The organism is Orbaceae bacterium BiB (assembly GCA_036251205.1).
Classification (GTDB): domain Bacteria; phylum Pseudomonadota; class Gammaproteobacteria; order Enterobacterales; family Orbaceae; genus Orbus; species Orbus mooreae.
The window spans coordinates 249395-273529 of sequence record CP133958.1 but is presented as its reverse complement, the minus strand read 5'-3'; the positions used below and the strand labels follow the sequence as shown (position 1 = coordinate 273529).

General features: G+C 33.2%; 25 protein-coding genes, 1 tRNA gene and 1 riboswitch. Of the genes, 9 read left to right on the top strand and 17 right to left on the bottom strand.

Annotated elements, in window-relative coordinates; genetic code table 11:
* Positions 1 to 406: 406 nt before the first annotated feature.
* From proC to thiB, 4 genes are all read right to left on the bottom strand, one after another.
* Positions 407 to 1219 carry a pyrroline-5-carboxylate reductase gene (proC, locus tag RHO11_01260; protein ID WVD61781.1) on the bottom strand — a complete coding sequence of 271 codons (813 nt, stop codon included), beginning with the start codon at positions 1217 to 1219 and terminating at the stop codon, positions 407 to 409.
* A gap of 205 nt (positions 1220 to 1424) precedes the next feature.
* Complete coding sequence (thiQ, locus tag RHO11_01255; protein WVD61780.1) at positions 1425 to 2117, bottom strand: thiamine ABC transporter ATP-binding protein ThiQ; 693 nt, start codon at positions 2115 to 2117, stop codon at positions 1425 to 1427.
* Entirely contained in the window at positions 2104 to 3693 is a 1590-nt protein-coding gene (gene thiP / locus RHO11_01250) for a thiamine/thiamine pyrophosphate ABC transporter permease (GenBank protein ID WVD61779.1), read from the bottom strand. Before thiP ends, thiQ begins: the two co-directional genes overlap by 14 nt.
* Positions 3669 to 4661 (bottom strand): thiamine ABC transporter substrate binding subunit, encoded by a 993-nt coding sequence (thiB, locus tag RHO11_01245; protein ID WVD61778.1) that lies wholly within the window; start codon positions 4659 to 4661, stop codon positions 3669 to 3671. The genes thiP and thiB overlap by 25 nt, the downstream gene beginning before the upstream one ends.
* A gap of 73 nt (positions 4662 to 4734) precedes the next feature.
* Positions 4735 to 4872, bottom strand: a riboswitch (TPP riboswitch).
* Positions 4873 to 4985: 113 nt separating this feature from the next.
* Between thiB and argS the strand changes: the two genes are divergently transcribed.
* Positions 4986 to 6719 carry an arginine--tRNA ligase gene (argS, locus tag RHO11_01240; protein ID WVD61777.1) on the top strand — a complete coding sequence of 578 codons (1734 nt, stop codon included), beginning with the start codon at positions 4986 to 4988 and terminating at the stop codon, positions 6717 to 6719.
* A gap of 96 nt (positions 6720 to 6815) precedes the next feature.
* Here argS and RHO11_01235 read toward each other — a convergent pair whose 3' ends face one another.
* Together RHO11_01235 and RHO11_01230 are read right to left on the bottom strand one after the other, a co-directional pair.
* Positions 6816 to 7148, bottom strand: a complete 333-nt coding sequence (locus RHO11_01235; GenBank protein ID WVD61776.1) for an SMR family transporter — start codon at positions 7146 to 7148, stop codon at positions 6816 to 6818.
* A 223-nt stretch (positions 7149 to 7371) separates the two neighbouring features.
* Positions 7372 to 8139: a transporter substrate-binding domain-containing protein gene (locus tag RHO11_01230; protein ID WVD61775.1), complete on the bottom strand. Its 768-nt coding sequence runs from the start codon at positions 8137 to 8139 to the stop codon at positions 7372 to 7374.
* A 192-nt stretch (positions 8140 to 8331) separates the two neighbouring features.
* On the opposite strand from RHO11_01230, the gene brnQ reads away from it, so the two are divergent.
* Complete coding sequence (brnQ, locus tag RHO11_01225) at positions 8332 to 9702, top strand: branched-chain amino acid transport system II carrier protein (GenBank protein WVD61774.1); 1371 nt, start codon at positions 8332 to 8334, stop codon at positions 9700 to 9702.
* Positions 9703 to 9704: 2 nt separating this feature from the next.
* Positions 9705 to 10256, top strand: coding sequence for an adenine phosphoribosyltransferase (apt, locus tag RHO11_01220; GenBank protein WVD61773.1), 552 nt, complete (start codon positions 9705 to 9707; stop codon positions 10254 to 10256).
* 154 nt (positions 10257 to 10410) lie between these two features.
* Here the strand turns inward: apt and RHO11_01215 are convergent, their stop codons facing one another.
* The 3 genes from RHO11_01215 to nfi form a co-directional block, all read right to left on the bottom strand.
* Positions 10411 to 11913, bottom strand: coding sequence for a hypothetical protein (locus RHO11_01215; protein WVD61772.1), 1503 nt, complete (start codon positions 11911 to 11913; stop codon positions 10411 to 10413).
* 562 nt (positions 11914 to 12475) lie between these two features.
* Positions 12476 to 13228 (bottom strand): methyltransferase, encoded by a 753-nt coding sequence (locus RHO11_01210; protein ID WVD61771.1) that lies wholly within the window; start codon positions 13226 to 13228, stop codon positions 12476 to 12478.
* A 1-nt stretch (position 13229) separates the two neighbouring features.
* Positions 13230 to 13907 (bottom strand): deoxyribonuclease V, encoded by a 678-nt coding sequence (nfi, locus tag RHO11_01205; GenBank protein WVD61770.1) that lies wholly within the window; start codon positions 13905 to 13907, stop codon positions 13230 to 13232.
* A 53-nt stretch (positions 13908 to 13960) separates the two neighbouring features.
* Here nfi and RHO11_01200 point away from each other — a divergent pair, with 53 nt between their 5' ends.
* Complete coding sequence (locus tag RHO11_01200) at positions 13961 to 14548, top strand: YigZ family protein (GenBank protein WVD61769.1); 588 nt, start codon at positions 13961 to 13963, stop codon at positions 14546 to 14548.
* Between the two features lie 6 nt (positions 14549 to 14554).
* On the opposite strand, the gene glpG is transcribed toward RHO11_01200, so the two are convergent.
* The gene (gene glpG, locus RHO11_01195) at positions 14555 to 15388 is read right to left on the bottom strand and encodes a rhomboid family intramembrane serine protease GlpG (protein ID WVD61768.1); all 834 of its coding nucleotides are present in this window, start codon (positions 15386 to 15388) and stop codon (positions 14555 to 14557) included.
* A 257-nt stretch (positions 15389 to 15645) separates the two neighbouring features.
* On the opposite strand from glpG, the gene RHO11_01190 reads away from it, so the two are divergent.
* Positions 15646 to 16113: a thermonuclease family protein gene (locus RHO11_01190; GenBank protein WVD61767.1), complete on the top strand. Its 468-nt coding sequence runs from the start codon at positions 15646 to 15648 to the stop codon at positions 16111 to 16113.
* 44 nt (positions 16114 to 16157) lie between these two features.
* Here RHO11_01190 and RHO11_01185 read toward each other — a convergent pair whose 3' ends face one another.
* Positions 16158 to 16640, bottom strand: a complete 483-nt coding sequence (locus tag RHO11_01185; protein WVD61766.1) for a hypothetical protein — start codon at positions 16638 to 16640, stop codon at positions 16158 to 16160.
* A 333-nt stretch (positions 16641 to 16973) separates the two neighbouring features.
* On the opposite strand from RHO11_01185, the gene RHO11_01180 reads away from it, so the two are divergent.
* The 4 genes from RHO11_01180 to RHO11_01165 all read left to right on the top strand — a co-directional run bounded on the left by RHO11_01180 (position 16974) and on the right by RHO11_01165 (position 19996).
* Positions 16974 to 17049 (top strand) — tRNA-Lys (locus tag RHO11_01180).
* 150 nt (positions 17050 to 17199) lie between these two features.
* Positions 17200 to 18426 (top strand): integrase domain-containing protein, encoded by a 1227-nt coding sequence (locus RHO11_01175; protein ID WVD61765.1) that lies wholly within the window; start codon positions 17200 to 17202, stop codon positions 18424 to 18426.
* A 178-nt stretch (positions 18427 to 18604) separates the two neighbouring features.
* Positions 18605 to 19204: a hypothetical protein gene (locus RHO11_01170; protein ID WVD61764.1), complete on the top strand. Its 600-nt coding sequence runs from the start codon at positions 18605 to 18607 to the stop codon at positions 19202 to 19204.
* Positions 19205 to 19471: 267 nt separating this feature from the next.
* A complete protein-coding gene (locus tag RHO11_01165) occupies positions 19472 to 19996 on the top strand; it encodes a hypothetical protein (protein ID WVD61763.1) in 525 nt (174 codons plus the stop codon).
* On the opposite strand, the gene RHO11_01160 is transcribed toward RHO11_01165, so the two are convergent.
* The 6 genes from RHO11_01160 to RHO11_01135 all read right to left on the bottom strand — a co-directional run bounded on the left by RHO11_01160 (position 19997) and on the right by RHO11_01135 (position 24076).
* Positions 19997 to 20767 carry a hypothetical protein gene (locus RHO11_01160; GenBank protein ID WVD62834.1) on the bottom strand — a complete coding sequence of 257 codons (771 nt, stop codon included), beginning with the start codon at positions 20765 to 20767 and terminating at the stop codon, positions 19997 to 19999.
* 363 nt (positions 20768 to 21130) lie between these two features.
* Positions 21131 to 21463 carry a terminase large subunit gene (locus RHO11_01155; GenBank protein WVD62833.1) on the bottom strand — a complete coding sequence of 111 codons (333 nt, stop codon included), beginning with the start codon at positions 21461 to 21463 and terminating at the stop codon, positions 21131 to 21133.
* 121 nt (positions 21464 to 21584) lie between these two features.
* Complete coding sequence (locus RHO11_01150; GenBank protein WVD61762.1) at positions 21585 to 21980, bottom strand: SH3 domain-containing protein; 396 nt, start codon at positions 21978 to 21980, stop codon at positions 21585 to 21587.
* A 106-nt stretch (positions 21981 to 22086) separates the two neighbouring features.
* Positions 22087 to 22494 (bottom strand): hypothetical protein, encoded by a 408-nt coding sequence (locus RHO11_01145; protein WVD61761.1) that lies wholly within the window; start codon positions 22492 to 22494, stop codon positions 22087 to 22089.
* Between the two features lie 37 nt (positions 22495 to 22531).
* Positions 22532 to 22942 carry a hypothetical protein gene (locus RHO11_01140; protein ID WVD61760.1) on the bottom strand — a complete coding sequence of 137 codons (411 nt, stop codon included), beginning with the start codon at positions 22940 to 22942 and terminating at the stop codon, positions 22532 to 22534.
* A 537-nt stretch (positions 22943 to 23479) separates the two neighbouring features.
* Positions 23480 to 24076 carry a glutathione S-transferase family protein gene (locus tag RHO11_01135; GenBank protein ID WVD61759.1) on the bottom strand — a complete coding sequence of 199 codons (597 nt, stop codon included), beginning with the start codon at positions 24074 to 24076 and terminating at the stop codon, positions 23480 to 23482.
* Between the last annotated feature and the right edge of the window lie 59 nt (positions 24077 to 24135).

Sequence of the window (24135 nt, the reverse complement as noted above, 5' to 3'; positions counted from 1 at the left end):
ATGAAAAATTTAAAAATGCCACTTAATATCGATGTTATCAACATACTATTGTTGCTTACCATCATGATTATTCAAATATGCATTATTGATTGGATTATGATGAGTGATTACATAATCAACCGCATAAGCTGAATTGCGATCAAGAAGCTTACGAGCAAACTGGATAAAATTGATTTTTATTTTATTTTCATAATATTATTTAATTGCAGTACAACATTTATTTATTAGCGTTTGTTAGGCATGAAAAAACAGCAAAAGTTATAATAATTATTCGATAATTGTACGATGATTACTATTAACTTACAATTAATCGATGAAATATAAGCTGTTACAAAAAGTATGGCGACGAGAAGAATATGATAGATTAACTGGCTGGTATAAAGCCAGTTAACTCAATTGGGATGAACTACTTTTCACCGCTCAAATTTTTTGAACGATTAATACAAGCTTCAACCGCATCCATAACAGCAGCTCTAAAAGCTCGTTCTTCTAGAACTTGCACACCTTCAATAGTTGTGCCACTCGGTGAACAGACCATATCTTTTAGCTCACCAGGATGTTTATCACTTTCTAACATTAATTTTGCAGAACCCATCACCGTTTGTGCGGCAAATTTATAAGCTTGCTTTCGTGACATACCACCTTTCACTGCTGCATCAGCTAACGCTTCAATAAACATAAAGACAAATGCAGGAGCACTACCGCCCACACCGGTTGCCGCATGGACTTGATATTCGGGCAGAACCTCTGTTAAACCGATACAATTGAGTAAAGCACGCACGGTGAGTAGCTCTTCTGGCGAAACTTCTGTATTTGGTGTCATTGAGCACATGGCTGAATTAACTAATGCAGGGGTATTTGGCATAACTCGAATGACTTTTTGCTCATAACCAATTACGGCTTCTATAGCTTTTAGAGTAATCCCGGCTGCAATAGAAACCACAACGGTTGATTTCTTTAGCTCTTTTTGGATTTCGGTCAAAACTTCATTAACATTATTTGGTTTAACAGCAATAAAGACAATATCCGATTCTCTAGCAACTTCTTTTGCGCTCTCTAATACATTTAAAGCATATTTTTGCTTAAGTGACTCAATCGCTTCCGAGCTAACATCATAGATATAAAATTGCGATGCAGACACGGTTTCACTTGCTAAAATACCTTGTAATATCGCACTCCCCATATTACCTAACCCAATAAATCCGATACGTTGTTCCACTGTGTCCACCCTTAATCATTAAACAAATAGCATTGTCAAAGTTATATAACGATTTAATTAAAATAGCAAAGTATATTCAGGCTTACAATTAAAATAACTTTTTTAATTAAACTTATAATCAAATTAATTATTTTTATAGCACTGTCATTTTTACACCAGAATCATACATTAAAGCAATTTTATAACGAAATTAATAAGCTAAATATTATGCTATTCCAAGATAGGCTGATATCATTTTTTGCTTAATAAGTTGTTCATAATGACCATCAAAGACCACATTACCGTCAACCACCACTAAACATCGATTATTGTTTGCTGCAATATCTTCTAGTTGATGAGTAACCATTAAAATCGTTAAATTATATTCAGTTTGAATCTCATAAAGTAATTCAAACATCTCTTTTTTTAACTTAGGATCGAGCGAAGAAAAAGGCTCATCAAGTAACAAAATCGGTCGATGTTGTAATAAACAGCGCCCAATTGCCACCCGCTGACGTTGACCGCCAGATAACTGGCTAGGATAAACAGATAAATATGGTTCAAGACCAATACGCTTAGCGATCGTTAATAATTGATGTTGTTGGGCAGAGGTGAGCTTTAATGAAGGTGATAATCCCAATGCTAAATTTTTCTCAACAGTTAAATGAGTAAATAGATTATTATCTTGAAATAACATTGATACAGGACGATTTGCTGGCGAAGTGTGTGTTTCATCTTTACCATTTAACCAAATTTGACCTGATTGCGGCTCAATAAAACCAGCAATTAAACTTAGCAATGTACTCTTGCCGGCTCCACTAGGTCCTAAAATAGTAATAACTTCACCTTGTTTTACCGTAATATTAAACATCATTTTTTGCTGATCATAAAAATAACTGACGTGCTTAAGTTCTATCATAGCTGGCATACTCAAATAGTGTCATCAATAAAAAGCTAATTACTAACAAAATCAATGCGACAAAAGCAGATTCTTGATAGCGATAATGGGAAAGTAGTTCGTAAAGATAATAAGGTAAAGTCATAAAATCTTGCCCACCAAACAATGCAACGATCCCAAAATCCCCCATCGACATGATACAGGCGAGAGCAAAATTATAAGCTAATAATTTTTTTAACGCCTTAAACTCAACTAAATAAAAATAGTGTAAACCTTTAATATTTAGAGATTGTGATAAAAAATAGTATCTTTTAGTTAAATCGGCTAATGGCGTTGCTAATTGTTTTAAAATAAAAGGTAACGTTAAAAAACTGTTACAAATCACCATTAATACAAAAATAAACAATGGACTATCGGTATAACTGTAAAATAAAATAAAAAATCCTGCTGAAAGAACCATACTGGGTACAGCAAGTATTAATGATCCTAGTAGCATACCGCTTTCACTTAGTCTCATTTTGCCTCTTAATTGTAGCTGACTATTAGTCGATAAGAGAAGCATAGCTTGCAACATAGCGAGTAGTGCTGAACAAAGGGCAATGAGCACGGAGGTTAATAATGCCTGAAGTAATGAGCTTGTCAAAAAACTAGTAGAAAAATAGTAAAGCCCATCCCAAATAACTGCAAGTAATGGCGTCAAAATAAACAAACTACTCGCGACAATAACAATGTAACAGAGTAATTTTTGTCTATGTGTAATTTTAACCAGATATGGTTTGATATTATGAATTAATTGTGGCGCCTGTTTAGGTTCTAATCGTTTAAGTATCAACATAAATCCACAACAGAACAATAATTGAATACAAGATAAAATAACTGCTTGTTGTAATTCAAAGTCACGTACAGCTTGATAAATTGCTACCTCAATAGTAGTGTATTTAGGGCCACCACTTAATGCCAATACCGTTGCAAAACTGGAAAAACACATCATGAAAATTAAGCCCCCTAAAGGCAGTAGCTGCTTAATAATAATAGGGAATTCTAAATACCGAAATGTTTGTAAATAACTGAAACCCAGTTGCTGAGATAACTGTTTTTGCTCATTAGGAATTAATAATAAGGATTGATAGCAGTATCTAGCCGCAAAAGGAAAATTTAAAAAGACATGGGCGACTAAAATACCATTTAAACCATAGATTGAGAGTGAATAATTAATTGAAAAATAATCACATAACCATGCTAGCCAACCAGTATGGCCATAAACGGTTAATAATCCAGTTATCACCACCAGTGACGGCAATACCACAGTTAATGATAATATGCGTATTAATAAATTCTTACCAATAAATTGTGTTTGATAAAGTGCTTTAGCCAATACCACGGCTAATATAATCGAGATAAATGTTGATAACGTTGCTTGTATAAATGTAAATGAGACAACTCTGAATAAATAATTATCCCAGTAAAAACCTTCATCACTGTGTTCAAAAGCAAATAACCATAATGCGATGAGTGCAGTGAATACTGTTGTACTAACAAAAAGTACAACAGTAAACCCTGGTAAATAGATCTTTATTGACTGACCGCATCTTGCCATTGTTTGATCCATATTTTTTGGTAACGAGCAACATCATCAGCACTAAATGATAGAGCTTTAGTCACAGGATTAATCTCCTGATAAGCGGCGGGTAAATCAATACTGATTGCAGGATACATAATATTTTTATTCATCAATATCTGTTGTGATTGTGGTGTTAATAAAAACATTAAAAACTGTTTAGCTAAATCAGGTTGTTTAGCGTATTGAGTTATTGCTGCAACTTCAATTTGCTCATAATTTCCATCACTAAAAATAGCAGCTTTATAACGATGATCACCATCATTAATATGAACGACAGGAGAAGTACTATAACTAAGTACAAAATCAGCTTCACCCTTTAAAAATAGGCCATAAGACTCACTCCAGCCTTTAGTGACAGTAACAGTGTGTTGCGCTAATTTTTTCCAAGCTAATGGCGCATTCTCACCATAAATCTTATTTATCCAAAGTAATAAACCCAGCCCCGGCGTACTGGTACGAGGGTCCTGATAAACAATTTTCCAATCAGGGTTATCTAATAATTCAGCAAAATTGGTTGGTGGAGATGAGATCTTTTCTTGGTTATAGATAAAGGCAAAATAGCTATAATCATAAGGAATAAATTGTCCATCCCACCAATCTACCGCCAAATTAGTCGGTTTTACGATATCATGGGATTGTACTAATTTAGCTTGTTTGGCAATACTAATTAAATTAGTATCTAGCCCAAGAATAACATCAGCTTTGGTACGATTGCCTTCTAATCTTAAACGATTCAAAATCATCACACCATCATCAATACTGACCATATTAACAATACAGTCACACTTCGCTTCAAAATTTTCCTTAATTTGCGAGCCCGGCCCCCACTCTGAAACAAAAGAACTATAAGTATAAACCGTTAAAATCGGTTTATCTTTAGCTGTAGCTGTAGCGGGACCTACAATAAATAGAATAGAGAAAAGAGTAAAAAGAATTCGTAACATTTTGCCTCCTTAATTAGCAATAGTAACAACTTAAGGCAAAAGGTTTGAGTAAATAAAGAGTAAGCAATAAAGCTCCTCTGATATGCTCAATCCCTCCGCCGGTATTAACCGGTTCAGGTTCTACGGGTCATGCTATTGCAACTCTCAGCTTTAAGAATTTATCTCAAATATAGTGTTAAGATACAGCCTATCAGCTCCCCGTTGAGAACAGATCTATTCTAACGAATAAAAAAACAAAGTAAATCCTATTAATGTAAGAATGACATTTAAACCCTTTGCAGGTATCATATGCGCCAATGTTTTATCAAAATTTAGGTAGATTCTGTGAATATTCAACTATTATTATCTGACAAAATTAAACAGGCAATGATCGCAGCGGGAGCTCCTGCTGATTGTGATGCCTTAGTAAAACAATCCGCTAAAGCACAATTCGGTGATTATCAAGCTAATGGTATCATGGCTGCAGCCAAAAAAATGTCTTTAAACCCAAGACAATTAGCTGAAAATGTCGTTAACCATTTAGCTATCGATGAATATGTAAGCAAAGTTGAAATAGCTGGACCAGGATTTATTAATCTATTTTTAAATACTTGCTGGCTTGCTAAACAGAATCAATTAGCCCTTGATAATGAAAAACTTAATCTTACCTTAGCAGACAAACCACACAATATTATTGTCGACTACTCTGCCCCTAACGTTGCTAAAGAGATGCATGTTGGGCATTTGCGTTCAACAATTATCGGAGATGCTTCGGTTCGTGTCTTAGAATATTTAGGTCATAATGTTATCCGAGCCAATCATGTTGGCGACTGGGGAACCCAGTTTGGGATGTTGATTGCCTATCTAGAGAAAATGCAAAATGAAAATGCACAGGATATGGAACTTGCTGATTTAGAAGAGTTCTATCGTGCAGCTAAAAAACATTATGATGAAGATGCCGTTTTTGCAGAAAAAGCCCGTAATTATGTAGTAAAACTACAAGGTGGTGATGAATATTGTCTAACTATGTGGCGAAAATTAGTCGATATCACTATGACTCAAAATGTTGCCACTTATAAACGCCTTAATGTCACCCTATCACTTGCTGATACAATGGGTGAAAGTATTTATAACAAATTACTGCCTGAAGTCGTTAGCGATTTAAAAGCTAAAGGTATTGCGGTTGAAAGTGATGGCGCCACAGTTGTTTTCCTTGATGAATACAAAAATAAAGAAGGTGAACCAATGGGCGTTATTATTCAAAAACGCGATGGCGGTTACCTTTATGCAACAACAGATATTGCAGCACTTAAATACCGTTACGAAAAACTACATGCTGATCGTATTTTATATTATACAGACTCAAGACAACATCAACATTTAGAACAAGTATGGTTAATTGCCCATCGTGCAAACTATATTCCAGAATCATTACAATTAGAACATCATATGTTCGGTATGATGCTAGGGAAAGATGGTAAACCGTTTAAAACACGTTCTGGTGACACAGTTAAACTAAATGATTTATTAGATGAAGCCACAGAAAGAGCGGCAGCACTTGTTAAATCTAAAAATCCAGACTTAACAGATAAAGAGCTAGCGACTATTGTTGATGCAGTAGCGATTGGTGCAGTAAAATATGCTGATTTATCAAAAAATCGAACCACAGATTATGTGTTCGATTGGGACAATATGCTGTCATTTGAAGGTAATACAGCTCCTTATCTACAATATGCATATACTCGAGTGATATCAATCTTCCGTAAAGCTAATTTATCAATGGAAAATTTAGCAGGTAATATCATAATTGAGCATGAAAAAGAGCAGGCATTAGCGACTCGATTAGCCCAATTCGATGAAACCATTACAGTGTTAACTAATGATGGATTACCTCATGTACTTTGTGCATATCTTTATGATATTGCTACACTATTTTCAAGTTTTTATGAGCATTGCCCAGTATTATCAGCGGAGAATACAGCACTAAAAAATAGTCGCCTAAAATTAGCAGCATTAACGGCAAAAACATTAAAAATTGGTTTAGATATGTTAGGGATTAAAACCATCGAAAAAATGTAGATACTATTCACGTCATGGCGCTTTACTTAAGATAAAGCGCCATTGTTTCGCATTTTATTTTGTGAATGAAGCTATAACGATATTGTTATCTCATCATTAATGGCCAGAGGTACTAGAAAAGACATTAATAATAATCACACCTAGCATAATCAAGCCCATTCCGACTAACGCTGCAACATCTAACGCTTGTTTGAAAAAAAAACAAGCAATAACGCTAACCAATACAATACCGATGCCAGACCAAATTGCATAAGCTACGCCAACTGGGATTGATTTTAAGGTTAATGACAACAGATAAAACGAAGCGGCATAACCAATAACAGTAATAATAGAAGGGACTAACTGACTAAATCCATTCGATAGTTTTAATGATGAAGTTGCAACAACCTCACAGATAATCGCAAAAAATAGTAATATATAAGCATTCATTTTAATAATACACATTAATAAATAATCGACGATATTACTATGCCAATATAAAAAATCAATAAGACAAGAATAATTTCGCCGAATACTTAATAACAGCTAACAGCATCAATCGCTGATGATAATCACTTTAATGCCCACTAAAATGGATAATTACCCCACCATTAAATCAAAAAAATATAAAAAATATCTCTCAATATGCAGCTGATTTAATAGCGATTAGGTACTAATCGAGTTTAGTGTGCACACCCCAATGATTAGCAACACGACTAATATCAGTTTGGATTAACCAATTATTAATATAATCAATTAAGTCACTATTTTGGTGTTGTACCATATAAGCTTTATAACTTTTTGTACCAGCAAAAGGGACTTTGGTAGCTAAACATAATACACCGGGCTCTTTATATTGATAGTAATAGCCTTCAATTAGATCGGTTACCATCATATCAGCAGTCTGTTCTCTTAATGCTTGAATATTAGCGAAATTATCTTTTACACGAATAATCTGTGCATCATGAATATTGTTATTAACAAAGCTTTCATTGGTGCCGCCAGGATTCACAACAACTTTAACATCAGCCTGATTAATTTTATCTAAATTAGTTAATTTTGTCGCAGATTGACAGCTAGCTAATGCAATTTTGCCATTAGGGACTACCGGTTTTGATAGTAGAAACTGCTCAGCACGAGCGGGTGTATAAGTCACGCCACCCATAGCAATATCATAGTGATCATCAGCTAAATCTTGTGATAATGTTGGCCAACTGGTAATAACAAAAACCGGTGTTAAATTAAGCGACTTCGCTAAATCTTTAGCCATATCAATATCGAAACCGACCAGACGCTGATTTTCATTATAATAAGCTAATGGCGCATAATCAGCTGGCACTCCAATTCTCAACATACCTGATGACTTGATTTCATCAAATGTTTTAGCGTAAGCAGATTGAAATACTAAACCCAGCAGTAATATCGATAATATTTTTTTCATCGTAATTCCTTTTTTCTCTTTTAATCTCATATGTTATCCATTATGTAATATTAATTTTTTTTTGCCCAGCTAAATTTATGGTTAATAAATCAGCTAAATATCGTTTAATAATTGAAAAATCGATATCGCTTATAGGAAAATAGAATTATTACGCTATAATCCTTCTTTTTAGCTATTAATAGACTTCAGAACATGCGTATTGTTTTTATTGGTATGACATTATTTGCACTCTTTTTTGGTGCTGGTAATCTTATTTTTCCGGTTTCTATCGGTCAATTATCAGGCCAACATTTTGATTTGGCATCATTCGGTTTTGTTATAACCGGTGTAATATTCCCACTCCTTGGCGTCATGGCGATGGGATTTTCAGGTGAAAAAGACTTTCTAAAAATCGCGCAACGTAGTGGAATAATTTTTGGATTAATTTTTGCAACAGCCCTATACCTAACTATCGGCCCATTATTTGCTATGCCAAGAACGGGAAGCGTTTCCTTTGAAATTGCAATTAAACCGTTTGTTGATGAGAGTCATACTACATTATATCTCGCTATATTCACCTTGCTTTTCTACGGTGTCTGTTGTTTATTAGCGTTAAATCCCCATAAATTTATTGATATTGTGGGTAAAATCTTAACGCCATTAAAAATTAGCTTTATCTTAATTCTGATTTTAGCTGCACTTATCTGGCCAATGGGTAATCCACTCCCTGCCGTTACCGAAAATTACCAAAACTATCCATTCTTTACCGGTTTTACTTATGGTTATCTAACCATGGATACCCTAGCATCATTAATTTTTGGTATTATTGTAGTACAGAGTATTATTAGCATTGGTATTAAAGATAAAACTAAAATTATCAAATCCTGTTTACAAGCAAGCTTGATTGCAGGCGCAATTCTAGCTTTCTTCTATATATCATTAGTCTATATGGGAGCAACAAGCGTTGAAAAATTAGGGATATTAGATAATGGTGGGCAAATATTAGCAAGAGTCTCAACTTATTATTTTGGAGTTTGGGGCAATCTTATTCTTGGGCTAATGGTTACCGTTGCTTGTATGACAACAAACATTGGATTAACTCATGCTTGTGCTAATTATTTAGTATCACTCTGCCCTAAATTAAGCTATCGTCAATATGCCGTTCTATTCTCTATTATTAGTGGATTATTTGCCAATATCGGCTTATCTTCATTAATCTCTATTTCAGTTCCTGTTTTATCAATTATTTACCCAGTTACCATTGTATTAATTGTTTTAACCTTCGCTCATTCTCTTTTCAATGGTTACAAAGCAGTATATATGGGGACGATCTACTTAACTTTATTAACAAGTATCCTTTTTGAAATTAGTTCTATTGTTAAGTCACACAGTGAATTTTTCAATACCGACTGGCAATGGGCTTTCACTAGTACAAAATTTGTAGATAATATATTCACAACTTATTTACCACTTTATAATGAAGGTCTTGGATGGCTAATTCCTGCATTTGCTGGCGCAATAATTGGTTATATTTATGCTGAACTAATGACACCTAATAACAGTATAATAAACAGAGAACAATAATTATGAATAATCAACAATCTGAATTAGACTTTATTAAAAACAGTATTATTACAATTCCAAACTACCCTAAAGAAGGGATCTTATTTCGTGATATTACGAGTTTATTGGAAAATCCAAAGGCTTTTAAACTCACTATTGATTTGTTGGTGAAACATTATCAAAATAAGAAAATAGATAAAGTTGTAGGTACCGAAGCTCGTGGATTTATCTTCGCAGCACCGATTGCATTAGCATTGGGTGTTGGTTTTATTCCAGTAAGAAAACCGCATAAATTACCTCGCCATGTATTTAAAGAGGAGTATCAACTTGAATATGGTACAGATACTCTTGAAATACACACCGATGCAATTAATAGTGGTGAACGAGTACTAATTATTGATGATTTACTTGCAACGGGTGGAACAGTTGCTGCGACAACGAAGTTAATCCGAAAATCTGGTGGTATTGTAGAAGATGCTGCTTTTGTCATTAATCTACCTGATTTACAAGGTCAAGAAAAACTGACAGAAATGGGCGTTAACTGCTTTACCTTGGTCGAATTTGAAGGCCATTAATCGCGCCATAGCATATCTTTCGAATAACTAAAAATAAACCCGCATCAGCGGGTTTTGCTATTAATGGGGATATATAATTAAAATCTAACTTAAATGATACTAATAATTCAACAGTATAACTAACCCTATACATAACAAAAGCGTGTGAAATAGATTACTTATTTACACAGACAGTTTTACCAAATGATGTATCAGAAACATTGTAATTCACATCACCCGTTGATGAATCTATATAGTACTGCAAACCATTGCTATGCATATTTTTTGCCCAGTAATAGGCACTATCAAAATCACTATTTGAATAGGTCGTATTATTGATATTACCCCATTCAGAAAACAGTCCTTTTCCGATACGCCGAACATGAGTGACTATACTTTCCGTCAAACCCGTTTCTATACCATCGGTATAATCAGCTAAACTCGGCAGTGTATATCCACCATTTCCTATACTGGCACAAAACTCTGCATCGGGGCTTTGTCTACTATTATAATGACTATCAACATCATTTCTGGCGACAAACCATTTATTAATCGTAAAGCTGTACACTTCTGTTGAACCTGATTTTAATCTGAATGTTGTCGGCGAATAATTCCTTACAGGTAACTGCTTATCACTGGGCCCTCTCAGTGTTATTTTTAATACATTTGGCTTCTCAGTGGTTGATAACTCTAAATAAACGTCCTTAGATGATAAGCCGTAAACCCTACTTGCAACGGTGGCACTATCATGAATAACCTGTTTAGCTGTTGTCCCTGTGAGGATTAAATTAAAATAGGCATAATTAAAACCCATCGTGGGAAAGTTTTTATCAATATTAACGGTAGATTGTCGTTTAAATCCTTTGATAGAATTCCACTGTTCGACTGGTTGTACCTCATTACCTACTTCACTATCTAAATTTACTTGAGCATAACAAGCATAAGGTTCATCTGGAACCAATGTATAAGTTACTGATTGCTGCAGACCAGAAATATCCTCCCCATCTTGACGAGCAGTGTCAATATAATTTGAATGAATATTGAGATTATTTGCACTATCTGCAATATAGGGAAGTGTTATTCTTAGTTGGTAGCTTGAACACCCATCAAATGGTCTGTCTGCAGGAGTCACCACAATTCCATCTTTTAATAGCATAGAGGTTACGCCACCTTTTACAGACATATTTTTCATTAAGTGATGCTCAATTCCAGTCGTACTAAGATCAGAATGACTATTTGAATTAGTTACGGCTGACTCTGTAGGGGCCTGAACCATATCAACTAAAGTTACTAATTCATTTTCTTTCATTTTGGAATTAACGATAAATTTTGATCCAGCCTTACTGGCATCAACATAAACTATAGCGCCTGAAGCATCTTTGTAGCTAAAACTTAATAGCTCATTTACTAAGGTGAGTACATCTCCATTTGAAAAAAAAGAAGATTTTGTCTCTTGCATACTTAATAAGGTCTTTATAGATAATGCAGAATAACTAGTAAACGACATTAATGATAACATTACGCCAGCTAGTCCAAATTTAGTTAAAAATAATAGATTTGATAAAATTGTGTGGTTATATTTAATTTGTTTTTTTTTAGTCTGTAAGTAATATGAAAACAGTACGGTATTTCTTATATTTAAGGCTTTCATAAAATCTACGGTGCTAAATAGACCCATCACTTATTCCTTGAATTACATTTAATAATTATCAACGACATCGAGAATTCCATTACAAGTATAAGTCCCCCCGATATACGCTATTTTATATGTAATATTAGAATAGGTTATGAATTTCTGTCATATCGTTTATTGCGTTCAGTCCAATTGAATTTAATAGAAATTAACTATCATTTAAAACGCAACTGATCTGATATTGCGATTAATAAAATTTTCATATTAACTTATTAAATTAAACCGAGGAAAATCAAAAAAACTTTAATATATTTAGATTGTTAATGTTTTTTTATATTTATATAAAAGCAAATATTTTGATTGTTAACAAGTTAAAAATGACTATTTTTTATACTAAAAAATAACGATTATCGATATAATTTACACTGTTTTTTAATAGTTAATATATAAAAATAGACTCTTTTTAAATGTAAGCTTATATTTAAAATTGTAATCAATTTGTAAGCACTTGTGCGTTAAAAATTCATTTTTTAATAAAAGAAAATTAAAAAAATGCATTTTTAATAAGATGTTATTATCAAAAATACAAATATTTTGGCTTATCTTTTTAAGGAAATAGATTAATTTTATTATTAAACAAGTAAAAATCCTGTAATAAATTACGAAACAGTTCAGTATAACTTCCTTCATTATCTCGCATCACTAATGTTTGACTAATAACAGTTTTAATTGGTTGCGGTGTGAAACAGAGTAAGTGCAAGGAGACTTGCTTATTCTCAGTGTATTTTACACATAACTCATCAGACAAATACAATCCTTGTTGTAAACATTGTTGTATAAATACAGCAGATAAATGATAAGGTAAAACAACACAAAAATAACCGTCATCTTTTAATAATCGTTTGGCTATCACAATAAGCTGATTATGATTTAAATTTTCAGTATATCTAGCCTGTTGGCGTTGCTCATTACGACAATCAACAGCGGAGGCGAAATATGGCGGATTAGTAACAATTAAATCATAAACTGCCATACTATTAGGTTGATATTGATTAATATCAATACATAGACTGTTAATATGGTTAAATGGTGAGTTATCAATATTCTCTTGGCATTGAGTTACAGCATCCAAATTAATATCAATTGCATCAATCATGCTGTCATTTTTTTCTAAACGTTGTGCTAACATCAAGGCAATAATCCCACAACCGCAACCAATATCTAATACTTTTTGAGTTTTCTCACTCACCCTACTCCAAGCACCTAGTAAACAACTATCGGTCGTGACTTTCATCGGTGATTTATCATGGGCAATAAAAAAACGTTTAAAGGTAAAACCATTCTTACTTAATTTTTTCATCTCATTTCACTAACTGTTTTTTGAATAATGGTTTATTTGAGGCGACAGCATCAGCAAACCGAGTTGGTTCAGGTAAACGGTAACCTTTCAAACAAGCGATAGTCCAATTGAGAGCTGATTGTAAACTAATTCTATGTCCCGGGGAAATAAATAGCGGGTTACATCGTATTTTACTACGCAAAACATAACCAATTTGTTGGTCCCCTGTTTTATCAAACAGTGGTTGCGTAGATAATGGTACATCAGCGACCGCTTGATATTGTCCATATAAGCGTTGTTTGGCAACCCCGATCGTAGGTATATCAAGTAATAAGCCTAAATGACTCGCAATACCCAGTTTTCTAGGATGAGCAATACCTTGACCATCGACAAATAGTAACGTCGGTTTATGTTGAATGTTTTGCCATGCTTGTAATAAAGCGGGATACTCACGAAAAGATAAATAACCTGGAATGTAAGGAAATGATGTTGCTATTTTCGCTATTTGATACTCAACTAACTCAAGCGCTGGATAAGATAATACAACAATCGCTGCCCTTGTCACCTCACCATTATCTTCAAAACCGACATCAGCCCCACCAATGAATGAGGGTTGCTCAAAATTAATGTCATCCTGAATAATAATTTGATTAGCATATTCAAGTTGCTGTTGTTTTAACTGCACTAAATTAATAGACATTTTATTTATGTTCAGTATTATTAAACCGTTCGATTATTTTAGCAGAATTATAAATGTTATATACACTAATTAGCCCTTACACGATTACAGAAGAGATAAAAAAAAGTCGCTTTATTGTTAATGCATCGCCAATTAACAATACAGAACAAGCGAGCCATTTTATTGCACAAGTCAGCGAATTGAGTGCAACACATAATTGTTGGGCATGGAAATTAGGTAATCAATATCGTTTTAATGATGATGGCGAACCGACAAGCACTGCCGGTCGCCCAATTCTTGCTGCCATTGAAGGACAAGATTGTGACAATGTTGTCGTGGTGGTTACCCGTTATTTTGGCGGTATAAAACTCGGTACAGGTGGACTAATAAGAGCTTATGGTAGTTCAGCTAGCCACTGTTTACAACAAGCGCCATTAGTGCCAATTATCCTGCGTATACCATGTTATATTACTTGTTTATACAGTGAGTGGCCTATTTTAGAAAATCGATTAAAAGAAGCTAATGCCATCATTGAAGAACAAACATTTGATGCAATGAGTACTCAACTACATATCGCGATCACTGAAGATAAAATAGCTTCTTTTAACGAGTTCATTATCAATTTGACTCGAGGCCGTGAAAAATTAATCATCAAACAATAATAACTATTAATGCTTTTTAATGATCCAAATATCTTTAGCCGCGAGTAATAATCCAACAATGAGTCCAACTAAATGAGCTGTATTAGCAATATAACCAATGATACCAATATATCCGGCTATTAGCCAAATTACTGCAATACCAATCATCGCACGATCAAGACGTAAACCAGAGGACGGCACGCGTTCACCATACAACCAAACATACCCCATTAAAGCATAAACAACGCCAGACAAGCCACCGAAATAAGGACCTGACATAACAGCCTCGGCATAATTAGATAAAACGCCAGCTATAATTACAATTTCGATCAATTTAAATTTGCCGCGTATCTTTTCAATCATTCCACCTAAATACCACCACCACATTAAATTAAAAATAATATGCAGTAATGAAAAATGGATAAATATTGGGGTTATATAGCGCCAAATCTGATCGTGATTATCGCCAACAGGATAACCTAAATAAATCAGCATTGACATCGGGCCGATTATCCATAGCAATATATATAGCCCAATACATATTATAGCAATTGCTAATGTTATAGGACCAACTGAGGTAATTCTTGGTAAAAAATTGCGTACAGTTTTACGATTAATCTTAACCGAGTCAATTTTACCTTGTTGCCATGAAGCCTCAATATAGCGTTTATCATTCGGATGTTGCACATATTGTTCTAACTCATGACGGACAAAGTCCAATTTATCGTGACTATCTTGATCTAAAAATAGCTGACAGTTTCCATCATTGTCAAAGTCAATGCGAATTGCTACACCTTTTGTTGCCATATAGTCAACAAAGGTATAAGCAAACCTAGCTTCTTTAAACGATATAAGATACATAAAGTAAACGATCCTTACATAACCATTATAAAAGTGTTTCTGTATACTCTATATTGTCCATTGAGCCATTATAAAAAGAGCCTCATCGATTAATTACAGTATGTACCATATTAACTTTTATAAATAAAAAGGTGCTTTTGAATACAAAAACCAATAGTAAAAAATAAAACTCCGTTATTATAAGCATTTTGCGATATAATTGCATGCAAATGTATGTCATTATTATCACAATGATGTGATTAGCTTATGTTAATTCTATGAAATATTTATTTTTTTTATTACTATTATTCTGTAATTCTATCTTTGCTGATTTTTCAGGCAATGTTATTAAAGTCATTGATGGTGATACGGTAGATGTTTTAACTACTCAGCATAAAACAATCCGAGTCCGCCTATTTGGTATTGATGCGCCTGAAAGAGGTCAACCTTATGTCAATAAATCTAGACAATTTTTAGCTTCCCTTATCGCGGGTAAAAATGTACTAATAAAGGCACAGAGCCAAGATATTTATCATCGTACACTTGGCGTTATTTTTTATCAAAATAAAAATATCAATGCAAAAATGGTCGCAAATGGCTATGCTTGGGCGTATCGTTTTAAAAATAAAGCGACAGATGAATCGCTAGTTGTATTAGAATCTATAGCGAAAAAAAACAGTCTAGGTCTATGGTCCGATAGTAATCCTATTGCACCTTGGGACTTTCGCAAAAACAAAAATAACTAATGAATCGTTTAAAAATTAGGGTTTAATCATATAATAAATTGAGCTCAATGGCAGCCCTCTTTTTCAAACGTAATAGCGAGATGAGATTTATTGGAATTAACAACAGATGTTAATACTACATAGGTTTTATCATTATCCGTAGTCCACTGCATCAACCTAGTAAACATGAAAGTATCACCCGTATCAATATATTTAAATCTTTTATCTTGATTAAGGCGTTCAATAATTAGCATCCGATTGCTCTCTTTGGGTATAAAAAACTGAATATTACAAAGTTGACCCGACATTTTATCAAAAGCATACTGATCAGAGGTAATCGGAATATCTTTAAAAGATAAGCCTAATAGAGAATCAGGAGCTTTACCATAATAGTAAAGCGGAAACGATGACTGTGGATCGTCTTTCTTTAAATCAATTAACGCGGAAAGGCTGGTTAAGTTTTCAGTACCATCAATAAAAAAACCGGGCTTATCTTCGCATCCCACTACCCAAAAGTTTATGAATAAAAGAACTAATAATTTCTTCATAACATGCTGCTATAATTAAAGATTTTAAACAATTATAACCGAATAATATCATCTTAAACACTATTATATTATTCACGATTTTAGGACATTCATAAACAATCGTCTTTTATAACATTAAAACTGTAATATCTTAGCCAAATTAGTAATCATTAGCATCATAAAATTTGTCGAACTATTAAATTTTCCATTAACTATAGCGAATAAAAATATTATTACTAACCTTTTTTATAAAGAGCTAGACATATTAATCTTTTAGACAAAATCAAAATTAGCGATGTTTATATTTGATTTTGACTGAACGTTTAGGTAAGATAAGCAGGTTTTCTATTAAGTGGGTTGTTAGCTCAGTCGGTAGAGCAGTTGACTCTTAATCAATTGGTCGTGGGTTCGATCCCCCCACAACCCACCATTTAATAAAACAAGCAAGTTCAAAAACGTTCAGAAAACCTTTCAAACACAAGCCTTAAATAAAATTCATCGTTCATCTAGATTCAATAAGATTTAGCTAAATTCAAACTTTTATGTTATACGTCCTCATATAACATCAAAATCGTATAACATGGCAAAAATAATAAAACCTTTAAATGATACTCAAATCAAATCTAGCAAGCCTAAAGAAGATGATCACACGTTATCAGATGGCAATGGATTATATCTACTGATTAAAAAGAACGGCTCTAAGATATGGCGGTTTAACTATATTAATCCAATATCCAATAAAAGGACTTTGGTTAGTTTTGGCAGCTATCCTGAAGTTACATTACTGCAAGCAAGACAAAAGCGAGAAGAATACCGCTCTTTGGTCAGCCAAAAAATAGATCCTCATACTCACTTCAATTCGATTCAGCAAATAGCTATTACTGAAAATGAAAACACGTTTAAAAGAGTAGCTGAAAAATGGTATCAGCAGCAAGAATCTAGAGAAATAACTACAGACACACTACAACGCATAATAAATTCATTAGAAAATTATATATTCCCTACCCTCGGCAATAAACCTATTTCACAATTAAAAGCAAAAGACTTTATTGAGGTACTTACTCCATTAGAGAACGCGGGTAAAATTGATACGGTAAAAAGAATATCACAGCGAATTAATAGAATAATGGCTTATGCGGTTAATAAAGATATTATTGAAGTAAATCCAACTGTGAATATGGGTAAGGTTTTTAAATCACATAAAAAGCAAAATCTTCCCTCTCTTCCACCATCTGAATTACCAAGAATAATGAAAGCCATTTCTTTGGCTAGCATAGAACTTCAAACTCGATGTTTAATTGAGTGGCAATTATTAACAATAACTAGACCAGTTGAAGCGGTAAGTGCTTTATGGGAAGAAATAGACTTCAATAATAAAACTTGGACAATACCAGCCGACAAAATGAAGATGAGGCGAGATCATATTATCCCACTCAATAAACAGGCGATAAATATACTTGAAATAATGAAGCATATTAGTGGTCATACTAGATTTATATTCCCAACATTGAAAGCCCCATTTAATAAACCAATGAATAAAGAAACAGTTAATACAGCCTTAAAACGAATGGGCTTTAAAGGTGAGTTAGTCGCTCATGGATTTAGATCGTTAGCATCTACTGCTTTAAATGAACAAGGTTTTGATTATGATTTAATTGAAGTGTCACTAGCGCATGTTGATAGAAATACAGTAAGAGCTATTTATAATCGTGCAACCTATCTTGATAAACGTCGGAATATGATGAATTGGTGGGGTGATTTCGTTGAACAAGCCAGTAAAGGAAGTATATCTTTATCTGGTGAATAAATTATTTTCGGTGAAGAGTTAAAAGAAAAACTTCTTTTTTGCAATTTTACAGCACTAACAACACTAACAAAATTTATTATTAATAATCAATATATTAACCATGTGTTATTATAGTGTTGTATGTTGTTAATAACATAGTAAAATGACATTAAATAATTATTGAATAGGATTAATTAAAATGGAATGGTTAAATTATATTAGCGCTTTTTTAACTAGCATTGTTGCAGCTATTGGTCTTTATTTTATTTGGAAACAAATTAAGATAGCTAAAAATCAAAATGTTTTTTTTAATTTTCAAAAAAATTTAGAATCCGAATTAAATTTTTATTTTAAAAAAAATTACGACTTTTTCACTGAATATGAAGAACTAAGTAGATCCATTTATAATAAATCAGATACTAATTATGATAAATATTTACGCGATAACTATTTTAATATACTTAAGAAGTACGAAAATATATTTTACCCCCAACTCATAACGCTAGATAAATGGTGGCTAGGAAAAAATTATACTGAATTTGAGAAATTAATTAACTCAGAAGAATATAAAAATATTATCAATTTCACTCGTCATCTTTATAATAATCAGACGTGCTTTTTGGTAGAAAACGAAGATGAAGATGAATATGTAGATTTAAAAAAAAGACATATAAAAATAAATAAGTTAATAAGAAATGAACAGGATGAGTACCGAAATTTACTAGAAGTTAAAAATAAACTAGAGTCAAAAACAACTGAATTTTTAGAAAAATTAGCAAAAGCTAAAGGTGTGTTATAACTCAATCCCTTTAAACTCAGCCAATGCACTTTTTTGTGCATCGCTTAAATTAATATCGACTTCGCCATATTCAAGCAAGTAAGTACCAAATGACATTAGGAAAGCAACTCATACTTGGTAATAGATCAAAAGGAAAAGTTTATTTTTGCGATTTTACAGCACTAACAACACCTAATTAAACCAGTGTTATTATAGTGTTGTATGTTGTTAATAACATGGTATTATTTTCGTTTTATATAACTAAGCATAAATTAAGGTATGTTCATTATGGAAGAATGGCTAATTGAAAATAAAGACTGGTTTGTTCCTTTTGCAACTTTACTATGTGCAGCTTTTGGGGGCTGGTGGGCTGGTAGAAAAAGAATAGGTATTGAGGTTTTATCTAAAAACAGACAAGAATGGATTAAAGAAGTGAGATTATGCACATCTAAAATAGATTCATTTGTTGCATCTTTTTACCTTGAGTTTACTCATGAACATACTAAAGACATTGAAATATCTTTTGATTTTTTCCCAAAAAAAACTAAAGAAATGTATGATTTAATGACTTATCTGAAATTATTATTAAATCCCAATGAAGATAAATCTAAAAAAGTTATTGACTGTTTAAATATCATTAGTTCAGAGATTAATAACTGTTACGGTTTAACCCCGGCTCTCTTTGGTGCGGATAATGATCAAAATAAAATTATTGAGCAAATTCGCAATGCTAATATTGAATCAAAAAAAATGACGTATTTGATATCTGATATTCTTAAGGAGGAATGGGAAAAAGTTAAAAAGGGTAAATAATTACAACTCAATCCCGTTAAACTCAGCCAATGCACATTTTTGTGCATCGGTTAGATTGATATCAACTTCGCCATACTCAAGCAAGTAAGTGCCAAATGACATGAGGAAAGCGACAGCGGGGTCAATCTTGTTAGCAGCTTTCTTTTTATTGGGTTTAATATTAGCATTAGCATCTGTTTCCATGACCACATTACCTACCGACCAAGCCAAAACAGGATCAGCATTGTGCTTAATTCGTTTACGGCTGATAAATACTTCCGCTGTTTTTGAAGTTAGGCTATATCGTGCATAGGTTTGTGGGAATGGCTCAACGTCTAAGCCAATATTTTGTAGCTGGGTGCGTAATTGAGTGGCGTTCCACACATCAAACCCAATTAGCTTGATGTTAAACTGTTCACTGTCTTTTAGGATATCATCGCGGATCTGGTCATAATCGATACAATCGCCTTTCGTTACTCGAATCCAGCCTTGATTAACCCATTTACGGTACATTTCACGATTTTTATTGGCCACATTATTAAGTTGAAATTCGGGAATATAATGTCTGGCTAAAAGTCTTACGTCTGTATCAAATGGAAATGAGTAACAAACGCTAGTAATGTCATTTGTTGAGGATAAATCTAGCCCAGCATAGCAATCTAAGCCTTTCAAATCATCTTCGTTATAATCAACCTTGCAAAGCTCCCAGCTACCAATATTCACCCAAGGCGTTGCGCCATTACACCAAATATTAAAGCGTTTAGTGAGCATTTCGACCCACTGTGAGGGTATGCCCTCACCTTTTTGATGGTGTCCTCTAAAGCGACCCTATCGACGGATATATCAAGGTGAGGATTATCTTTGATCCACAAATCAGGGGTATCAATCTCGTTCTCGTCGTCCAGTTCATAAATTAAGGCAAATTGTGATTCGTTAAACTCGTCCCCAGCTAGAATTTGACAACAATAATCATAATGCTGTTTACAGGCTGATATGGTATTGCTCCCTGCCGTTGTAATTGCAAATAAAATTCCCTCAAATTTTACCCCATGCCAAGCTCAAGGGCTGAATAAACGCCATTATCAGGGTGCAGATGGTATTCATCCACAATAGACAAGCTAGGGTTAGTACCCTCAATGGTCGCTGCTTTTGACGCTAAAGATCCAGTAGACTATTTCGCTTAGGATTAATCACTTTGTGTTGTTGAATCGTGACCCTTTTCTTTATTGGCTGGCTAAGTATGGCCATTTGCCTAGCATCATCAAACACGATTAGGGCTTGGTCACGGCTAACGGCTACGGTGTAGATGTCTTGTTGCCCCTTTTCCATGACTAAAAACCAGTTAGCCAGTATCGCAGCAGTCGTTGATTTAGCGTTCTTTCTCGGTACTTGCACATAAGCACTACGATACTTTCGTAATCCTGTTTTAATGTGCTTAAACCCTAGCAGATTAGCGAACAAGAATTGTTGCCATGGTTCAAGCTCAATATATACACAAACAGAGTAAAGTTGTTAATTGCTGATATTAAAACTGTATATTTATACACATTAAAATAAAAGTGTTTTTTTATAGTAATGCTAATAACGTAAAAATAAGCCCTGATAGGCTTTATTTGTTTATGGAGTTATATCCATCTTTATTTTGTTTTAAAATAAATCCATCACCTTTTTGGGATAAAATTTTATACCAAAGGTTGCCCGTAGATAAAACCCGAACTTTATCATTCTTATTTAAGATAAATTTAATCTTCGATTTAGTATCTTCAGCTGTATAAACATTAATACCATTACCGTTAATGTTATAGTAAATCAATGCTGCTTTACTTACCTGTGAAGAGGTGGTGCTACCACTATAAGAGTAGCTATTATACGACGAAGAACCTATATGACATGTTTTACTTGCAGATATACATGAATTACCGCAGGGTATTCCCTTTTTGCAATTTTTAGCTAATACAGGAAAACAAAAAATCATGACGACTAAAAATATAAATACTTTTTTCATAGTATCACCTCAATAACTTAAGTCTATAAGTCTATAAGTCTATAAGTCTAGATGATACTATGCTATTTCGATTAATGGAGCAATAAAAACCTTATGGTATTTATGGTTACTTTATTCTGGTACAAATAGCTTCCAATTTTGCTGACTCACTTCTATCCACGGAATTTTTATCATAAATATCAGATATAATTGTAACGAAAAATTCGCTATCACCATTTTTCACAGCTACAACATCATTAATTATAGTGTCATCAGATAATTCAAATGAATACTTTCCTGTTTTAAAATCTCTTTCATCGACATCACTACCTGTAAAAAGCTGCCCATCTTTTTCTTCCATATTAAAATGGTATTTTTTTTGATTAAGTTTAAAGTATTGTTTTAAGTTGTTGATGTAGGTAAAGGTAGTGGTATCACAATCCCACTTTCCAATTAAATATTCATTAGTGACTTTATTATCACCACATCCGGCTAATATAATACTGAAGATGCCAATAAAAAGTAACTTTTTCATTTTATCTCAATTTTAAATAAATAAGCCCAAGTGGGCTTTATTTGTTTTTACATTCTTGCTGTAATTTATTGTAAGCCCTTGTCAGTCCATTCAGTGAAAAAGAGTACGTTTTTGTTTCATCTTGAAATTTAAAGCGAGTTAATAATTTATTACCAGTTTTTATTGTTGAAAAAATTTCACTTTTATCTTTAGTTGCGTAACCAAATTTAGTCATAAGAAATGGAATTGTCTTAGGTTTATTTTTATCCACTCTGAAAATAACATCCTTCCAGTTCCCCGCATCGCGGTCATTTATTCTATCTTTAATTAAAGCAATAAAGAAAAAATCGCAATAAAATGACAAAGCTACATCACCGCTGCCATTTAAATCAATAGTCATAATAAAAGGCTTATTTTCATCTGTAATTTCATCTTTATTTGCAACAAAAACCCAATCGCTAAAAACCATCTATTCAGCCATCGCCCCATAGGAAACAGCTATAAATAATAAAAAAATAATTACCTTCCTCATAAATCCCCCTAAATGATTTAAGGGGATTTTATCAAAAAGAAAATAGATTAGCCAGCATTGTACATAAACGACATTGCGGAATGGCCTCTCATTCTTATAATTTTTTCATCTCCCACTCCGGCATTAAATTAATATCAAACAGTTCAAATCCTTTCTTTAACTGATTATTAAACCAACTTAAAAATATTGATGCTTTCTCTTACTCAAAGCGGAAGGTAACATTTTGTAAGGTTGGTTGATTAGTTACTGTTTTTGAAGAATACCGCGCTACTCCTGACCTCCTTTGTGGAAAAACTAGCTTGCTGTTATCTTGAGTATGAACTCAATAAAACGGTGTTTAAATTTAATGGAAAATCTTTCATAGAATACTTTATTTTAGGTAATAAAAAACCCTCACTTGGAGGATCTATAGTACAAAGATAAAACGTATTTTATTAATAATCTAAATACTCAGCTGATAAAATAGGAACACACTTAACCGTTATTTATTTCTTGCGCTTTTAAAAAAGCAGGCCTACTCATTGCTTTGAGTAAATATTTATCAATATTACTATTTATTTCTACTCCACATATTTTCGCCCATAATAATGTATGAGACATAAAAATATCAGCCAGAGTAAAGTTGTTCCCAGCAATCCAAGTATAATCAGGATTAAATTTTATTCGAGAAATAACTTGACTTGCTTCATGTTTAAAATAATTTATTAAAGGGGGTAATCGCTGATTGTCTGGAGTAAACAAAACTTGTTTAAGCAAGTTCCAAACAGGTGATTCCAAATCGGTAAGAGCAAAACTTATCCATGAATTAACATGGGCTTTTTCTGCAGGGTTTGTCGGATATAAAAATTTATCAGCATACTTATCACATATGTAAATACAAATCGCCAATGTTTCACTAATAGAGCAATTCTCATCTTCTAGAAAAGGAACCTTACCATTAGGATGCGGTGATTTAACGCCGGAAACACTATTCATAAGGTCTACTCTTATTGTGTTATATGTCGCGCCGAGCTCCTCAAGAGTCCAGAGAACGCGAAGTGATCTACTTTTAGGATAAGTATAAATATTCAAGATAGCCCCTTGTTTCAAGATAATGATTATACAAAATTAACAAGATATGTTATCAAAAT

What these genes read in the sequence shown, in the direction of transcription:
- apt (WVD61773.1), top strand. Translation starts at nt 9,705, where the DNA reads ATGAATAATCAACAATCTGAATTAGACTTTATTAAAAACAGTATTATT.
- RHO11_01210 (WVD61771.1), bottom strand. Translation starts at nt 13,228, where the DNA reads ATGAAAAAATTAAGTAAGAATGGTTTTACCTTTAAACGTTTTTTTATT.
- RHO11_01235 (WVD61776.1), bottom strand. Translation starts at nt 7,148, where the DNA reads ATGAATGCTTATATATTACTATTTTTTGCGATTATCTGTGAGGTTGTT.
- RHO11_01190 (WVD61767.1), top strand. Translation starts at nt 15,646, where the DNA reads ATGAAATATTTATTTTTTTTATTACTATTATTCTGTAATTCTATCTTT.
- nfi (WVD61770.1), bottom strand. Translation starts at nt 13,907, where the DNA reads ATGTCTATTAATTTAGTGCAGTTAAAACAACAGCAACTTGAATATGCT.
- RHO11_01170 (WVD61764.1), top strand. Translation starts at nt 18,605, where the DNA reads ATGGAATGGTTAAATTATATTAGCGCTTTTTTAACTAGCATTGTTGCA.
- thiQ (WVD61780.1), bottom strand. Translation starts at nt 2,117, where the DNA reads ATGATAGAACTTAAGCACGTCAGTTATTTTTATGATCAGCAAAAAATG.
- RHO11_01145 (WVD61761.1), bottom strand. Translation starts at nt 22,494, where the DNA reads ATGAAAAAGTTACTTTTTATTGGCATCTTCAGTATTATATTAGCCGGA.
- RHO11_01175 (WVD61765.1), top strand. Translation starts at nt 17,200, where the DNA reads ATGGCAAAAATAATAAAACCTTTAAATGATACTCAAATCAAATCTAGC.
- thiB (WVD61778.1), bottom strand. Translation starts at nt 4,661, where the DNA reads ATGTTACGAATTCTTTTTACTCTTTTCTCTATTCTATTTATTGTAGGT.
- brnQ (WVD61774.1), top strand. Translation starts at nt 8,332, where the DNA reads ATGCGTATTGTTTTTATTGGTATGACATTATTTGCACTCTTTTTTGGT.
- RHO11_01150 (WVD61762.1), bottom strand. Translation starts at nt 21,980, where the DNA reads ATGAAAAAAGTATTTATATTTTTAGTCGTCATGATTTTTTGTTTTCCT.
- RHO11_01200 (WVD61769.1), top strand. Translation starts at nt 13,961, where the DNA reads ATGTTATATACACTAATTAGCCCTTACACGATTACAGAAGAGATAAAA.
- RHO11_01230 (WVD61775.1), bottom strand. Translation starts at nt 8,139, where the DNA reads ATGAAAAAAATATTATCGATATTACTGCTGGGTTTAGTATTTCAATCT.
- RHO11_01140 (WVD61760.1), bottom strand. Translation starts at nt 22,942, where the DNA reads ATGGTTTTTAGCGATTGGGTTTTTGTTGCAAATAAAGATGAAATTACA.
- RHO11_01185 (WVD61766.1), bottom strand. Translation starts at nt 16,640, where the DNA reads ATGAAGAAATTATTAGTTCTTTTATTCATAAACTTTTGGGTAGTGGGA.
- glpG (WVD61768.1), bottom strand. Translation starts at nt 15,388, where the DNA reads ATGTATCTTATATCGTTTAAAGAAGCTAGGTTTGCTTATACCTTTGTT.
- thiP (WVD61779.1), bottom strand. Translation starts at nt 3,693, where the DNA reads ATGGCAAGATGCGGTCAGTCAATAAAGATCTATTTACCAGGGTTTACT.
- RHO11_01215 (WVD61772.1), bottom strand. Translation starts at nt 11,913, where the DNA reads ATGGGTCTATTTAGCACCGTAGATTTTATGAAAGCCTTAAATATAAGA.
- RHO11_01165 (WVD61763.1), top strand. Translation starts at nt 19,472, where the DNA reads ATGGAAGAATGGCTAATTGAAAATAAAGACTGGTTTGTTCCTTTTGCA.